Genomic DNA, 17,205 nt, shown 5'->3' with positions numbered 1-17,205 from the left:
GGAATGTTTTCAACAATTCTGGTTATTACAGTAGTTTTGAGGTCAATGAACTATACTAAAAAAAATGATAACTCTGTAGGGACTTCGCATGCAACGTCCCTACTTTGTCATCTACAATCTAAAATATTCAGTTGTAAATATCCACATAATTATATTCTTCTTCTTGATTTAATTCAAGAGGTTCACCTTCAGTTTGAGATACTTCATAAAATTCTCCTTCCTGAAGATTAAAATGTGTAGTTACTCCTTTAGGGATAAAAGTATAAGTTGCATTAATTATTTGATTATCAACAATTTGAAAGTTGATCTGATTTTGAAAAAGTCCTCCTGCTTGAAAACCGAATGTTTCTCCAGTTGTAGTAACATTGTTATTCTCATCAATTGTTCCTGATAACTGACCTTCTCCATATAAACCTTGTGACCAAGCTACTTGAATTTTAATTGATTTATTGTTTCTGTCTAATTCCAAAATTTCTATTGAAATTTTACTTCCTTTTTTAGCAGTTTTATTCCATGCCTTACCTTCAAATAAAGCTAATCTTTCTACCCCATCTCTTAAATCTTTAGCCCGTTTTTCTGCTTCTTGAGCATAGATTGTATTATCTTGTTGTTTGTAAAATTCAGCAGCTTTACTAAAATCATTGAAAGCATCAGATGTATTTCCCACCCAACGGTAAGCAAAACCCCTCTGATAGTAAGCAGCAGGAGAATAAGGTAAAATCTTAATTACCTGATCGTAATCTTTAATTGCGTCTCGATACTTACCCCAATTTAAACGCATATTTCCTCGCTGATAATAAGCTTCAGCATAGTCAGGATTTAAGTCAATTGCTTTAGCAAAATCTACTTCTGCTTTATTAATATCTTGTTTTCTATTGTAATAAAAACTAGCACGAGCTAAATAGATATCGGGAGAATTTTCATCAAGTTCAATTGCTTTACTAAAATCTCTTTCTGCTTCATCTAGTTTTTGATCTGCTCCTAATATATTTCCTCTATAAACATAGAGCATTGGTTGCTTATATTTAGCAAGTATAATGGCTTCATCTAATGATTCTTTTGCTTTATCAAATCTTTCCATTAAAAAGTAAATACTAGATTGAAGCACATACAAATTAATATCTGTATCAGATAGCTTAATTGCTTTATCAACTGCAAAAAGAGCATCATTTAAAGCATTAGGATATTCTTCCTCGTTTTTTAAAACTAAAAGAGTTCTGGCTTTTTCTCGCCATGCTTCATAGAAATTATTTTGATATTTAATAGCATTTTCAAAGGATTCCAAAGCCTCACGATGATATTGAATATTATTTGTATTATACCCTCGATTTCGTTGAGCTAATCCTTTGGCATAATAACCTAAAGCTGAATCAGGGTCTTTTTTGATCGCCTCGTTGTAAGCTATAATAGCATAATCATACTCAAAAAATCGCCATAGTTGATTGCCAAAATTTATCCAAGCATTTGCACCATCTTCTTCAGAGGGAACATCAAACTGAAAATGATTATAAATTTCTGTCTTTTCTTCGTCAGTAGTTTGTTGTGGTTTGTTTGTTGCTACTTCTAAATTCTCTGGATTAATATCAACTAAATTAGCAACATTTAAAAACTTACTAACGGGAATGCCTAAACTATAACCCAGATAAAAATTTTCACCATTATAATTAGTACCATCCGCACGTCCATGAATACCAATTAATCGCCCTTCAGTATCTAATATTGGACCTCCACTCATACCACCTTTAGTTTGATTTGTATATACTAACTCATAACCTTCAGTTTGAGAATCAGAATTTCTAGCATTAAATGCTCCTTGTTCTTTACTAAATAAAACACCAGGATTTAAAGGTCTACTAATTCCTGTTTCTGTAGGATACCATCCTGAAACAAATATCCATTGACTCTCTTGTGTTGCTAACTGATAATCAGCAAGTTTAGCTACAGAATAATTATGTCTGCTAGTAAACTTAAATACTGCTAAATCTAGATTAGCTGCTTCGTCAAGAAAGCGAATACTTTTTCTGTCTATACTATGACATTTTCCATCAGCAGTTAAAATTTCATAGGTTTTCGTAGGAATAGAAAATTGAGTAGGATCTTGGTTAATATATTCACTGGAACGTTTACCTGTAAAAGTATGAGCAGAAGTTAAAACAGTATAGGTATTTCCATCGCGAGCTATAATTACACCAGAACCATTACTATCCCTCTTATTCTCTTCATCTACATCATCTATATCATCAATAAAAACTAAAATTTGACGAGCGAGCGCATTATTTTCCCTGACTACTCCTGGAGGAAACATATCTGGTGCTTGAGACACTACGGTATGAATAGGAATACTCCAACTAGACTTTTGCATCAATTCTTGTTCTGCTTCTGTCGGAGTAATTCCATCATCGAATATGTATTTTTTACCAAACAAAGGATAAGCCAAAATTCCATTAATGGCAATTAATTCTCCTCGTTTATTTAAAACTGGACCTCCACTCATACCTTTTTGAATATCATTTGTATAACCAACTTGATATCCACCTTCAAAGGATTTAGATAATTGTTGAATAATTTTTCCTTCGTTAGCAATTACTTCTTCCTTATCATAGGGAAAACCAGTTGCATAAACAGTATCTTTTGGAGAAATAGGAGAATTTTTTGGAGCAATATTTGCAGTGGGATAATCTTTCTCACTACGCACTTCTAATAAAGCAATATCATCCTCAGCAAAGCTAATATTTCTAACTACTTCAGCATCATAAATTTCTCCATCAGGCATTTTTACTTGATATTGAAAGTCAGAATCTTGACTGAGAACGTGCTGATTAGTAAGGATTGTGTAGGTGTTATTTTGACGAGCAATAATTACTCCAGAACCACCACTATCTTTACTGTAAATTTTGGTAGTAATTAACTTCGCTTGTTCTCGAATATCGGTTAAACTAGGATTTGTAGCTACCCATTGATTGTCACATTGAGCAGCAAATAATTCTTCTTGGATGGCATCAATAGCAGGAGTAAAGAAGATACCTCCAACAGTTAAACCACTCAAACACAGAATAGAAATTAATATCGATCGCTTTTTCATAACTTTTGAAAGTAGTAGGTTTGCAAGTTTTGATGATGTGTTGGCGGAGCTGTATCTCGAAGCGATCGCTATCCAACACAATACTTTAGTAGTTTATGTAAAGTGCGTTGGTAACGCACTCTACTTTTCCTGTTTAATAAAAAAGATAAGACTTGTGCAAAGAAACCAAGTTACCAGGAGAAATCCTTGGTTTGAATAATAGACAACTAGGAAAAAACCCGGTTTCTAGGTTTCCGCGTGTAAGTCTTGAAAGAGACAAACAACCAGATTTAGCGCATAGTTGGAGCTTGCTGTAGATGTTTGTTGATATCTAAATAAACCTGCGAACCTTGACGAATGATTACACTTCCATCACTTCCATCAGTTTGGCTTAAAGGTGCAGAACCCATGTAACCCACATCAAAAACTTTGGGAATAACTTCGCTAGCATTATCTTCAGATTTAAGCGTCCAAAGTTGTCCTTTACTTGCATCATTTAAACATCCGCCACCTAACTCATTGGAAACGCAAATAATATCGTAATTATTTTTTTGTCCAGTAGTAATATAGTTTAAAACTCCCTGTTTGTAGTATTTTTGGAAGTTGGCAGAGACTTCTTCACAACGACTTTGGGGAGTATAACCTGCACCCGAACCAAAATTTGATGTCCAGCGAATAATAGGAATATCACCCCGTTGTTTGCCTTGAGCTACAGTAGTAGGAGTACCACTACTATCAGTAATGCAAGCATAGCTGACTTCTGGTTCAGAATTAGTAATTTTAGACAAAGGATTAGAAACATTAGAACAAGCAGCAGCACCAAGGGTAGCTACTAAAATTATTGCCGTCTTAGATAAATGCTTCATAACAGCACCTCTTTGAATTTTCTAATTACATATCAGGTATAGGTTTCAATATATATGCAGTAGATAGTATTAACTTTTGTAAACTTTTCTTGGCTAACGTGGGTTAGGATTAATGAAGATGCTCTGTGAGTGACATTTTAAGCCTTGCTTGTATAAACCAGAAGGACAAGGTTTAAAATATAAATAAGTTCCATAACCTCCTCCTAAGAAAAATACAAAACTTACCAGAATTAGCCATAGTCTAGTATTTTTGAGCAAATTTGGTGCTGGTTGATTACATCCACAAATTTGACATTGGTTGCCATAATTAGTTACTTCTGGATGCCCATTCTTACATTTCCAAGACATACTTTTAAATACCTTCTAAAATTAATTTTGTTATCCAAAGTAAAACGACTATTGCTTATAAAAAATATGAAATTTTTCCTGAATCCAGGAAAAATTGTTTTAACAATGCCGGGTAGACTAACTTAAGTTTTACGAGTCACATTCAAGTTGTAAGATGTTGAACTGTCATTTTGAAGTTTAATCTTAATCATATAAATACCAGAATTAAGATTGAGAGTAAAAACATCATTTGCTGTTCCTCCATTAGTTGATTTAGAAACATTTCTTTGACTACCATCACGACATAATTCAACTATATAAATATCAGCATTATTACTTAAATTAGATAAAGCCAAGTTAAATTTACTCTGATTTTTTACATCAAGATAGTAAAAATGCTCTTTTTGAGAAGAAGATAATTGACCTCTTAATGGGAGATTATTTCCTGAATAAACTGGCTGAACATTTCTTGATTCTGGAATATATAAAAAGGTTAGATTCCGATAGTCATAGTTGTTTAATTTTGTTAATAAAGTATCTCTTTTATTAGTCATAAGTGCCAAACTATTATGGGAATTAATCAAATCCTGTTTCACCTCATTTAATTCTTTAGTAATGCGCTCATAATCATCCTTCATTCTTGATACTTTATCTGAGAGATTAGTATTGTTACTTTGATATGCTATCAGTTGAGAATAAAGTTTTTGATTTTTAGCTTTAAGTTCTAATACTTCTTGAGATAAGGAATAGCAAAATAAACTTAGAGAAACTCCAAGAAATGACCAAACAATAATCTTACGTTGATATAACTGCTCAGAATTATCTCCTTTTAGCCATAACAACAAATTAACAAATGGAGGACAGTTTTGATGGCATTCTGAGTATGAACATTTATGAGTATGATTTGTGATTTGTGGATGACGAAATTCGTCATTTCCTGTACAATTCCATGTAGTCGTAAATAATACCATTGTTATATTCTCCTTATTTCTACTCAAAGAACATTGTCAAGATTTTTCACGATCATTTTTGCTAGTCTTGTATGTATATCAGAATAGGATTTTAGTTTTATGCACAAGTCTCTCAAATTCAGTAAATATTCTGTTAAAATTAAGCTTTTTACTACCTCATCTAAAGCTTTTTCAAGAAATGATTCGGGTACTTTACTCCTTAGTAATTCAATATATTCAAAATCACTGTTAGATTTAATATCTTGAATTAACAAATCCTTAATTAATTTCTTGTAATCCTCGGTTTCTTGTTTATCCTTCGGCTCAAGTTGCAAAAATTGTTCTAAAAGCTGTATATCCTCTGTTGGATTAAAATTTGAAGATATTAAATAAGGAAATAACAGAGAAATAGTATAAGTTGGGGATTTTGCTATTTTAATTATTTCCTTTATTTGAGATTCACTTAATCCCCAACTTTGACAATCACTAAGTATAATTTGAAGTTGTTGAGGAAAAATATTCTCATAATTTTGTACTATTTTTTTAGCCAAACGAGTTAGATTTATTTTATCTTCATTAGATAAAGTAGGTTGATTTAAGGGATTTTTGAGCAAATCAAAACCTTCAGATTTATACTGTTTTGAAGTAGTAATATTTGATTGTTGCGGAGCAGAATGCAATTCATTTTTATGGGGTGAATTAGACCTAGTGTTTGATATATTTTGCTTAGTCCAGGGTAAATTCCTATTATTAGGATGACTAATAGCTACTAGCCTAAATTTAATTTCCATCAATTTTAAATGTTCATCAACAGTGAAATTTTTAACCACATTCGGAATCGTAATTAAAAATTTTAAATCTTCATCAATACTTTTTTGTTTAATCCAAATCTCCCCTAAGCAATGGAGCAAATCTTCTTTAATCCAATTAAGACGCTGACTGTCGCGTAAACAACGAGTCAAAATAATCGCTGATTCAGGAGTAGTATTTAATAGTTGATAAAACTCATTTTCTTGTAAACACTGCCAAGTATGGCTTGTTTGAGAAAATTTTGGTATTGTTATTTTATTATCACTAATAAAAGATAACCAACATTTTAAAATTTCAATTTTAAATTTATGTCTGCCTAAAAGTCGATCTAAAAATAGCAAAGCGGATTGCGGATTATCCCATAGCAAATTGCCTAATCTATACCAAATTTGCCAATTTATATCACCTTGATTAAACTGATTGATGATATCTTTTAATTCTGGTTTATCCTTTGTAAGGTAACTGCAAGTTTTTACATAAGAAGTAAAAATAAATTCAATTTTTTGCTGTTCATTTAACTTTAATAAACTAATCAATACATTTTTTGCATAAACATAATTTAGTTGGCAGTTATTAAGTAGATCGTAATAAAAGTTATCTTGTTGTTTGACATTCATTCGCATTAGAATAGTAAACTGAGGAACCTCAGATAAATCTTGATTTTTATTAGTAAATAGACTATATAATAAATTAGCAGCTTGTAAATTTTTCTTTTTAAGTTGGCGAGAAAATTTACTCGAAATAACTTTATTTGCATCTAAGTAAGGTAAGAAATTGACTACTTTCAAACCAAATACTTGATAAAAATCAGTTTCTCTAAAATCAGCAACAAAAGTTGAATCGAATAAATCAAATTTATCTTGTACGGACTTAAAAATAGTATCTTTTTCTAGTTTTACAGCTAAACTCCAACCTTGACTAACATCAGCTCTAGCTTTATATTCGATAACATTTTGACAAAGTAAACGTAATTTTGCCGTAATTTCTTCTGTTTGTGGTTGAATATGTAAATTACAATTAATTAATTTTTCTGCTAAAGGTAAATGCTGATTTAGCTGATTATCTAAAATATTAATCTGCTGTATTGCAGTCATTTTTGACCATAGTTTAACTGCTAAACTGGCATATTTACTTTCATTTTGAAGTCTAAGATTACACAAATAATTCCAAGCGCAATTAATACCTGTTTCACTTTGAATTGAATCAATAATATCTTCCCATTGTCTCTCGTTTAAATTACCCAAATATTTTTTCCAGTAACTATCTTGCTCGCCTTCTGGTAACTGAGGAATTAAAGCAATAATTTTATGAAGATAGTCAGGATTTTGAAATAATTCTGAATTCACCTGAAATGGCTGAGAAAATGGTGCATCAAGTAACTTAATATATCTTTGGGGATAATTAATAAAATATTGTTCTAATTCACAAGCAAATGACCAAGCTTCATCCGGAGAAATAATACGAGCAACTTGACAACATAAATTAGTTAAACCTTCAGTCAATCTATCAAAATGATAATTCAGTAAACCTTGTTTAAGTAAAGCAACTGTAAAATGAGACAGGGGATTAATGAATGGTAAAATAGCTTCAGGTTGAGTAATTAATCCCCAAACTTCAATAAACTGAGTAGCATATTCTTGTTGATCGTGTTTAATTAATTCCTGAGCAATGTATAATAACCCTTGCTGATTCTCTTTTAATAAAGGAATAGTTTCTCGTAATTGTGCAGGATTTAGATTTGATACATACCGCTCTAAATAATCTTTCTGTTGTTCATTTGGTAAAAGTTTAATCAAAGGAATAATAGCTTGAGGATGAATAGGTTGAACCAAAATTATTTTCTCGCTATTCATCTGGTTTAATTGAGTCAGCAACTCAGATAAATGATTGGTATTTTGAGTAATTGATTGCAGACAATTAACATAATTTGAATTAAATGATAAATCTTCTTGTTTTTTATTCAAAAATTGATTTAACCAAACTACATTATCAGAGACACGATTTTGATTAAACCACCCTCCATTTGATTGATTTAATTTAATTATTAAGTCTGCCCACTCACAATATTTTTCATCTATTATTCCTATTGCTATAGAAACTTTACAACGAATAGCAATAGGAAATAATAATAATAAAGTTGCTAAAAAATCATTTGGCTTAAACGATAATTTATCAGAAGTCAATAAAACTCTTTTCTTGCTTAACAGATAATTCTGTGTAGTAAAAATCAAAGAATGATTAGAGTTGGAATTATTTAAAAAAGATTCAACTATTTCAGAATCATTATTCGTTTCTGAAGACAAAGTAATTTCTAAATTATCAAGATTTTGATTGACTTGAGGATAAAGCTCAATTGTCTGGCTATACAACCATTCTAATAATTGATAAATTCTTCCTTCAATGTGAGTTAAAAATTCCGAAGTTAAAAATACATAACGATATTGTGTAAAACTACGTTTACTATCAGTAAATCTAAAAAATTGATTAGTTTTAGGATTGATTGGTGTAGTTGCTTGAATCAAAATAGGTTGATTTTTATCCCAAACTAAGCCAACAGTTCTAATGTTATTAACATCAGGAGAACTTTGACCCCAAAAGCGATAAGGAGGAAGATTAGGAGCAGAAGTATGTTGATTATTCCAAGCAATAATTTGATATTCAGAATCATTATTACCAACTAATTTTCCATAAATTATTTGGGGAAATGCTGATGGTATATTCATACTTTTTGTTCGATTTTATATTTTGTCAATATGGGTCTAAATTTTATTTAATTAGGACTTACGTAGAAACCGGGTTATGATACGAAAATTTGTGATTTGAGAAACAATAATCAGGGCAATAAACCCGGTTTCTTGTTTTGGTGTGTAAGTCCTGTTAATTATCTCTTTTTCTGCTTCTGGATCTAACTCTTTTTTGATTCTCTTGAACTGATGATGTTTGTTGCCGATCCGAGAAAAGAATAGGTGGATGTTTACGAATGCCTTTAATTAACCATTCAAGAGGTTCAATTATATTGAATGAATTAATAGGTACTCCTTCTTTAATAATTAGTTTATTAGGTTCTGGAACATTAGAATACTCTTCCTCTTGCTCCCAAGTAAAACCCGTTGATGAATTTGATGTTTGCGACTCTTGATTATTAGAATTATTGCAAAAAGCTGAATTCCAATCTGGTTGATTTCCCCAAACATTTGTATTTTTTTCTTCTTCTGCATCTGGTGAATTAGAATTAGGAATTTGAGGCTGAATATCTTCAAAAACTGTACATAATTCTCCTCGCTCATCTCTGTAACGTCCAAATGCAGAAATAGCATAAAAATTACAACGATTTTGAGGATGGGGTTTCTCTCGTTTATCAGGCTTTGTTTCTACCCGACAATATTCTGTACTTAATTTTGTCGTCATATCTTCTCCCATTATTTCTGTAACTAAATCATAGGGATTCTGTCCAGCTTTCCATAACCAATCTCTATCATCTTCTGAGTTAATTCTTTGATATTCTTCTTCAGTTACATCGGTCTTTTTAACAATTTTCCCATCAATTTTAGCGACTTCCTCGTCAACTTTTGACACACAAAATGCCATATATTGTTCTAAAGGAGTTACTTTTTGATTGACACTAGATCGAGACCTGCGTCTAAATTCAATGAACAAATCTGATAATAATTTACGATAAGTTTTAGTTTGTTCTGTCTTTAATATGCGCAGAGGATCGAGCAAAAAAATAATTCCATGACAACTCATTAAATATTCAATAATGTTATAAGTAGTTTCTCCGTCACTTACTTGTACATTGCTATCAGGATTTTCGTAAAATTCACCACTAGCATCAATAAATTCCCAAACAATTGTTACATCTTGAAACCAACTAGATTGAGAAGTTATGGTATAACGAAAAATTTCTAATTCACTCATAGCTGGGTCTGTTTCTTTCAGTAGAGAACCTGGTCTTTTCTCATTATCTAAAATATGTTTATTTGTTTGAATAAATTCAATTGCTTTGTCATCTGCTGCAATTCTATAATTTGGTGATTTTTCTAAACATTCAAAAAGTCGAGTTAAGTAAATACTTTTACCAGAACCAACTCCACCCCAAATACCAATCCGAATTTGAGTTAGTGCGTGATTATTGTTATTTTGAAGAAAATCTTTGAGAATCATAATATTTACCTACTATTGCATTTTATGATTGTGAATATATTTATGTTATTTTTAGGGTGTTTCAGAGTTAAAATTTTTATGAAAATAATCAAATACTAAAACTCTGATACTCCCTATTTTTAGAACTAAGGAATTGCTTTTAATAAAGCTAATTTATTTTCAATTTTTGCTAATACTCGCCATCCAGGTTGTTGATTAAACTCCCCTTGAATTTTATCTTTTGCTCTAGCATTAGGAGTGTAAAGTAACTTATGAAAAGTCTGACGAATAAAATCTACTAAATTTTCTTCAATTACAGTATATTCATAGCGATATACATTAATTAATGCAGTAAGACAGTAGCTAGTAATAATAGGAGTATAATGGTCGTGAATTTCTTGTACTAAAGGCTTAAATTTCTCAGGTTCAAGTTCTTCTTGTTGAGGAAGTTGCCGAATAATACTAAGAAATTTATTCTTTTTAAGAATCTCTGAATTATCATTCAACAAATCATCTTGAGACCTTCCCAAGAAAACTAAACCTATACGAGAAGCAATTTCCTTTAGTTTAAAGGCCATTTGTTTCTCAATCCAATGGTTTAATTTATTTTCTAATTCTTGATATTGAACTGTTTCATAACACTCTCTAGTTATTGTTCTAACTAAGTTTTCTTGTTGTAAGCTATTGCGATATTCTTGAACCAACTGTTCACTAAAACGAACCATCCGATATCCTAGTTGATGCCATAATTTAGTTTGAACTTCTAACAAAAATGTTTTTGCTAATACAGCTAATTCAGGCTTTCCATTATTTAAAGGTCTTCCTGTTGATACGCACTTTCGCCAAATTTGTGGCATTTGTTTTTGAATTGCTATATCTATTTCTTGGCAAATTTCGTTTACTGAAGCAGACAATTTATTCTGATATCCTGATAAAGAATTAAATTCTTTGACGCTAAACTTTTGAACTAACTCGTTCAGGTATTTTTCTTTTTTTAGCAAGGTTTGTGTTTGAATTTCATCCAAAGACAAATTACCCATAATGCGAGTTTGTTGTTCTTGGTCTAGAGTATATTTATTAACCAAAAAAATCATAATCGAATCAAGAGCAATTTTACCATTATTAATTTGCTGATCGATGCGCTCATTCAGAACAAAATATTTTAACTTGTCAATTAATTTAGGCATCCGACTAGCATTTAATACAGCTTTATAATCATCATAATTTCTGATTCTTAAACCAAGACAAGCTTGTTCATAAGTCTGTCTTAATTCTTCTGATAAAGTTTCTCCTCGCAATAACTTTTTAGCGTAATAAGCAGCAATAGATGATACATAAAAATAAGGATCGCCCTCATCGTTTCGATTAGATAACTGTTGAGTATAACCAGGCAAAAACTTATCTATGAAATCTCTCATATTTTGAGGCAATTGAGTTGAATCATAGTTTTCATCCCTGGTAATATTATCTCTGGAAGTTAGGATAAAGAAAATACCTTTGTAGGAATCTCTATTATTGTTCACAGTAATTGAACTTTTGACCTCACTTAGTAACTGGAGATCGGCATTAGTATCAATTCGTTTGGGGTTATTAATGTAAATAACCGCATCAGCATCTTTTATTCCATCAAGAATAATTAAATCATGTAATAAACTACCATCTAAACCTGGTAAATCAACTAAACAAACATTCGTAGGAAATTCTAGCCCTAAATTGTCGTTTTGCGTGTTAGGTTTAATCTTATATATTACTTTTTCAATCAAGCCAATTCTACGGTTAGGGTTAGGATTATCGGAGTTGTTTAATAAACTGTTTTCATCAGTTAATTGATTTAGCTGTTGTAAATGTTCTGGATTATTAAGGTAAAAAGTTTCTGAGTTTAAATTGCCGTGTAGTAGATATTGTTCAATAATATCAACAACAGTATCTTTATATTGTTGGAATAAAGTCTGTTCTCCTGAACCAAGATTATTTGGAGGATTCAAATTACCAAGATTCATCCTAAAATTATCGTCAATAGGAGAACCATCAATTACTGTTTGCCAATTAGGAATATTAATCAGATTTTTTTCGCTGAGTTTTTGAAATACTTTTTTGATTAAAGCTTTAATCTTTCTTTGATTCCGATATTCAACAATTGCAATTTCTTGTTCATTTTCCTCAACAAAAAATATTTCTAAAACTGTTCCTGTTGCTGCCTTTCCTTCAGCACGAGTGAACAAAAGATTACGCCCTACTAAACTATTATTAAAGGTACTTTTACCAACACCTGTATTACCAATAATAGCAATACGATAAGGCTTAGTATAATCTAGTGATTTACAAGCAGCAACAAACAAATCCTTGAGTTCAAAGTAATTAAAATCTTCAGGATATTTTGTTTTATAATCCTTAACTAAATCTAAACGAATTACTTGGTAAGCAAATTTTTTTGCTTGTTCAGATGTAATATCAGGTAAATATTGTTTAATTTCCTGTTGAATTACTTGTACTCTTTGTTCAATGTCTGCAATAGTAGGCATATTTTTAATTATCCTTTGTAATTAACTTGCTATTTAAGTAGTCGTGCAAAATTATTTGTGTATTTACTAAACCAACTACATTCCTTTTACCTCTGGCATCAATGTATTTATACCTACCCTCCAAAAAATGTTAGGTTAATTCTGCCCTGGTACTTATTCATCAGGATAAAAATTCAGAAATATGCACTTCAACAGCAAAAATTTTTTTCAACCACTGGTAAATTGCTCTGTATGAGAGACTTTTCCTAATTCAACGGTAATGCTAAAGCGCTCTGGAGGCTCAACGCAAAACGGTAATTGAATCAAATTATCCGCATCTCTAGCATGAACATCATCAACTTTTTCCCCAAACTGATCGAATATCATTAACTGCAAACCAGAAGGTAAATAAAGATGTTCCTGCATTGGGCGAACTCGCACCAAAATATCTGTTTCTTGCTCTGTTTTAGGCATTTGAGCAACCAATAAAGCTACCGAATGACCTGCTAATTCCATACCTAAATCAATTTGTTTGGCACGACTTACACCACCTTCTGGATGTTCTGGATCTATTTTTCCTAAAGCAAGTGCAACTTTCCACCGAAATTCATCTTCTTCTAGAGTTTTTAGTAATTGAGATAAAGCTGAACTTGCTTGTTTATTTCCTTTACCAATTCGTTCTAAACTATCAATAGCTTGATGACGAGTCCATTTATCAAAACTGGTATTAAATAAATCAATAAGTGCCGTAATAGCTTCTGCATTATTTGGTGCAATTCTTCCTAAACATTCTGCTGCTTTTAAGCGAGTCTCTTCATCTTTATCATCTAGTAATTGGATTAAAGCAGGAATAGTTTTTCGATCTTCAGGAATAGATTCTCTCGACCCTGCTTTTCCACGAAATGCAAAAGTAAAATTACTTTCATTTGAACCTAAAAGTTCATATATAGGATACCAGTTTTTAGGAAATTGTCTTTGCCACCATGATTTTAAATTAATCATAATATCTTCAGAAATATCTACTATATTTTTGAGTGGACTTAATGATTGATTGATTGTGCTAACTGGTATTTTTATAGATAATAAATCCCAATGATTTTCTAATAATGCTCCCCAATGCTCAAAATCTAAACTTAAGCGAGCAACACTCGACAAATAATTTTGAACTTCTGATGCTAAATCTAAAGCTTTACTTCTTGTAATAACTGGTAACTGCTCAACTTTTTCTGTTTCATCTGGGCAAAGTTCTCTAGCTATCCACATTACTTCTAAGTCATCAATTAATTGTTCTCTAGCTAATGAATAAGTGCGAGTTGTACAATCGTATTTCCCTTTTGATTTTATGGTTTTATGAGTTGTATAACCCAATATTCTCAGCCAGTGTTTATCTAAATTTATTTCCACGAACAAATAATAGTTACCTATCCAATTTTGTAAATCTATCCACTCTTTTTGAATAGAACATTCTTGAATATTTACAGATTCTACAGGGACAATAATAAAACGAGTATTTTCTACTTCAATAGCTGTTCCATCAATAAAATTCCAGAGCTTTTGTGCATCTTTTTGAGTGGGAAAGATAGTAATTTTTTGCTCATCTATTTCTAGATATTCTGTTAACCAAGTAGCAACTACTTTTAAACAAAGATTATTAACAAAAGCATTGTAATACGCTGTTTCATCAGCATAATCAGATTCTTTAAGTTCGGTTTTTTCATCTTCTAGTGATAAAGCGATCCAAACTGATTCTACATCAATAATTTTTAATTCTTTTAAAGTTAATCCCATTTTTGAATACCTCCAATCTATAGTTTTATCAAGAACAGCTTTATGAAATATGCACTATTAATTGTTAAGAAAAATTATCAGTCATAGTAATCCCTAATTAATTCATTAATTTTTGATAACAGGATATATGAATCTAAAAAACAAACTCTTAATTCCTGATAAATTCTATTAGTTATTTGTGTTTTAAGTTGGCTTTTTCGTTGTTTTAATAATACACATTCATTTTGATTACTACTTTGATTTAGCGCTTGTTCAACTAAAAGGTTCATTGACTCTGAGTTATACTTTTCCAATATAGGTTCAAAATAATTTTTAGCTAAATTAATTATTTCTGAATTTAGTTTTACTTGTGCATCTAAATTCAACCATTCTAATTGATTTTGATTAGTTTTAATTACATCGATATATGATTTAATTAATTTTTTAAATATTTTGGTTTTGCATCTACTAACTTTAAATTGCTCTGGTTTATCATTTTTTGTAGAATACCATCCTAACTGTTCTGCTACTTCTGTTTGATTAAAGTTTAAACCATATAATAAAAACATAACTTGTTGTTCTTCAAGAGTTAAATTGTTGTTTATAAAATCTTGAAAATTAGTTCTAGATTGTGCATAAAAATTGTTGGTTAGATGATTGGTTAGATGATTAAAATGTTCTTGTTCTAGTATGTATTCAGGCGTATTATTATCACCTCGTAGTTGTTCTATAATATCTTGTTCAGGAGAGTTAGGTTGTTGTATCCGAATGGATAAATAGTTTTTAGCAGCAGAAATGCAAATATTATTAATCCAGCCTTGAATTACTTCTTCTTCAACTGTAGGTTGATTATCTTTGTTATAAAGTTGAGTTAAAGTTTGCCAATGTTCTGGCTTAGGTTCTTTTTTATGATGTCTACAAACTTCATTAAATAACTTCCAAATAGTAATGTAATTATCAAACATTACATCTGTTTTTTTATTATATCCTTGCCTTTGTAAAGCCTCTTTCTTCTTGATTTCAGAGTTAAGTTTTTTTAATAAACCATAACCAGTATGAGTATCTACTGGATTATCAAAAACATCATCTTCAATGATGCATTTCATTTTTCTTTTGGTATATTTAACTAACGTTCCTAGAGTGGGATTATAATTTTTATAAAAAACTATAGGATTATTAGCTTCTTTCTCCCAGAAAATTTGAAAAATATCTTCTACAGAAGTATGAATAATATTACTGCGTAAATCTTCTCCTTTTCTTATGATTTTATAATGAATACTTTGAGAAGTATACCAGCCAATATTTTCTAAATAAGCACATAAATGTTGTGTGTAAATATTATCTAAATTGAGCAAATTAGATTGTTCAAAACAAAAATCAGCAAAATCAGCTTCATTTGGTTTGTCAACACTATTAACCCAATTATTAAGACTATTTTCTAGTTGTAGACTAATTTGCCAACTACCGTTGTTTTTGTCAAAACGTTTAATAAATTTATTTTGCCACATGGTATTTCACTTATATTGACAATTAAGAACTTCTTGTGAAAAGTTTCTCAGTCTGCTCTTTCATTTATATATTCAGGTTAGGCTGATAAGTATATGCAGTTTCAGCTAAAAAAATTTTAATTAGTCGAAATTTAGACAGTAAGACTTCCTCCAAACCACCATCAACAGACCTACTAAAAAAATCAGAAAAAGCAAAAAATGCTGAAGATACTCCAAGCTCTGATCAAAAGATGTTATGGGAATTGGGGAAAATAGAGATTGGTCTGGGAACTTTAGTCAACACTAATCAAAAGTTAACCAAAGCAATTAAACCTTATGTAGAGCAATTGTCAAATTAGGTGAAAATATAACAACCTTCAATTCATTTAGATGAAACATCTTGGCCAGTCATTCGGCTCGCAAAACAAGTATGTGAACGCATATCTAAATAATTTTTTTACATATATGCGGTCACATCATCAAGTATAGCATTCTATGGTATAAGAAGATTCCGTCTCTGGCAACTATTATTCGCGTTCGCGGAGCGTGGTGTCAGCCGTATCGCTCTTCTGTTAATTCCTTTGGTTGGTCTTGGCAGCTATAAATCATTGCCTACCCCATCATATTGAGTGGATACATAATTGCGGTATTTTTTCCGAGCCATCCGTTTTGCCTTTTTTGTATTCCATCTAGGCACATCTTTCAATCTAGGTGTATTCTGTAATTCTTCAGGAATTGACTGACCAGTTAATGCACTCACAACTGATGCAATGAACTTACAACAACTTTTAGGGGATTCTACAATTTGCTCTTCAGCAAAACGAATTACAATCCAATTTTTCTCCAAAAAGAAATCATCTCTATTTGTATCTTTCGGAACATCAATACAGTGAGTAGGTTTCCTTTTCTTTGCATCATAAGGCTCATCTATTTCAATATCTACATATAAGTTCCACGCTGGTAAATGTAAAATAAAGTCTGGAGTATATGGATATTCTACATATTTTACCATCTTGTAATCTATTAATATTTGCCCAGGAAAATAACGATTTAATTTATCATAAAAACTAAATTCAGTGCGACCTTTTGGTGCAGAGCTTCCCGGAGTAGGAGACAATACTTCGAGCTGGTTGAACCGATGTTTATAGTGTTCAATGACCTTATTTCTTTGAATAAAATCAATCTGATTTGTTAAAATTTGACTGTGGCTATTAGTAGTTGCCAATTCCTGATTTTGCCATTGCTTTAATGCCTGTTCATATTGTCTTAAAGCCGAGTCATGTTCAGTTTTTT

At 31.0% G+C, this 17,205-nt stretch carries 9 protein-coding genes and 2 pseudogenes; 1 reads left to right on the top strand and 10 read right to left on the bottom strand.

Annotated elements, in window-relative coordinates:
- Positions 1 to 127 precede the first annotated feature (127 nt).
- The 9 genes from F6K15_RS28075 to F6K15_RS28035 all read right to left on the bottom strand — a co-directional run bounded on the left by F6K15_RS28075 (position 128) and on the right by F6K15_RS28035 (position 15,933).
- Positions 128 to 3,082: a tetratricopeptide repeat-containing serine protease family protein gene (locus F6K15_RS28075; RefSeq protein WP_293067383.1), complete on the bottom strand. Its 2,955-nt coding sequence runs from the start codon at positions 3,080 to 3,082 to the stop codon at positions 128 to 130.
- Positions 3,083 to 3,351: 269 nt separating this feature from the next.
- Positions 3,352 to 3,927, bottom strand: coding sequence for a COP23 domain-containing protein (locus F6K15_RS28070; protein WP_293067380.1), 576 nt, complete (start codon positions 3,925 to 3,927; stop codon positions 3,352 to 3,354).
- A 93-nt stretch (positions 3,928 to 4,020) separates the two neighbouring features.
- Positions 4,021 to 4,275: a hypothetical protein gene (locus tag F6K15_RS28065; protein ID WP_293067378.1), complete on the bottom strand. Its 255-nt coding sequence runs from the start codon at positions 4,273 to 4,275 to the stop codon at positions 4,021 to 4,023.
- Between the two features lie 122 nt (positions 4,276 to 4,397).
- Positions 4,398 to 5,225: a hypothetical protein gene (locus F6K15_RS28060; RefSeq protein ID WP_293067375.1), complete on the bottom strand. Its 828-nt coding sequence runs from the start codon at positions 5,223 to 5,225 to the stop codon at positions 4,398 to 4,400.
- A gap of 23 nt (positions 5,226 to 5,248) precedes the next feature.
- The gene (locus F6K15_RS28055) at positions 5,249 to 8,737 is read right to left on the bottom strand and encodes a hypothetical protein (protein ID WP_293067374.1); all 3,489 of its coding nucleotides are present in this window, start codon (positions 8,735 to 8,737) and stop codon (positions 5,249 to 5,251) included.
- 154 nt (positions 8,738 to 8,891) lie between these two features.
- Complete coding sequence (locus F6K15_RS28050; protein ID WP_293067372.1) at positions 8,892 to 10,178, bottom strand: hypothetical protein; 1,287 nt, start codon at positions 10,176 to 10,178, stop codon at positions 8,892 to 8,894.
- Positions 10,179 to 10,303: 125 nt separating this feature from the next.
- Positions 10,304 to 12,679 (bottom strand): dynamin family protein, encoded by a 2,376-nt coding sequence (locus F6K15_RS28045; RefSeq protein ID WP_293067370.1) that lies wholly within the window; start codon positions 12,677 to 12,679, stop codon positions 10,304 to 10,306.
- 207 nt (positions 12,680 to 12,886) lie between these two features.
- Positions 12,887 to 14,446, bottom strand: coding sequence for a DUF1822 family protein (locus F6K15_RS28040; protein WP_293067368.1), 1,560 nt, complete (start codon positions 14,444 to 14,446; stop codon positions 12,887 to 12,889).
- Between the two features lie 77 nt (positions 14,447 to 14,523).
- Positions 14,524 to 15,933, bottom strand: a complete 1,410-nt coding sequence (locus F6K15_RS28035) for a hypothetical protein (protein WP_293067365.1) — start codon at positions 15,931 to 15,933, stop codon at positions 14,524 to 14,526.
- A gap of 107 nt (positions 15,934 to 16,040) precedes the next feature.
- On the opposite strand from F6K15_RS28035, the pseudogene F6K15_RS28030 reads away from it, so the two are divergent.
- Positions 16,041 to 16,268: pseudogene (locus F6K15_RS28030) on the top strand (hypothetical protein); the annotation flags it as partial.
- 242 nt (positions 16,269 to 16,510) lie between these two features.
- Here F6K15_RS28030 and F6K15_RS28025 read toward each other — a convergent pair.
- Positions 16,511 to 17,205, bottom strand: a pseudogene (locus F6K15_RS28025) (hypothetical protein); the annotation flags it as partial.

Source organism: Okeania sp. SIO2B3, from assembly GCF_010672525.1.
GTDB lineage: Bacteria > Cyanobacteriota > Cyanobacteriia > Cyanobacteriales > Microcoleaceae > Okeania.
This window is presented reverse-complemented; position numbering and strand designations above follow the sequence as displayed.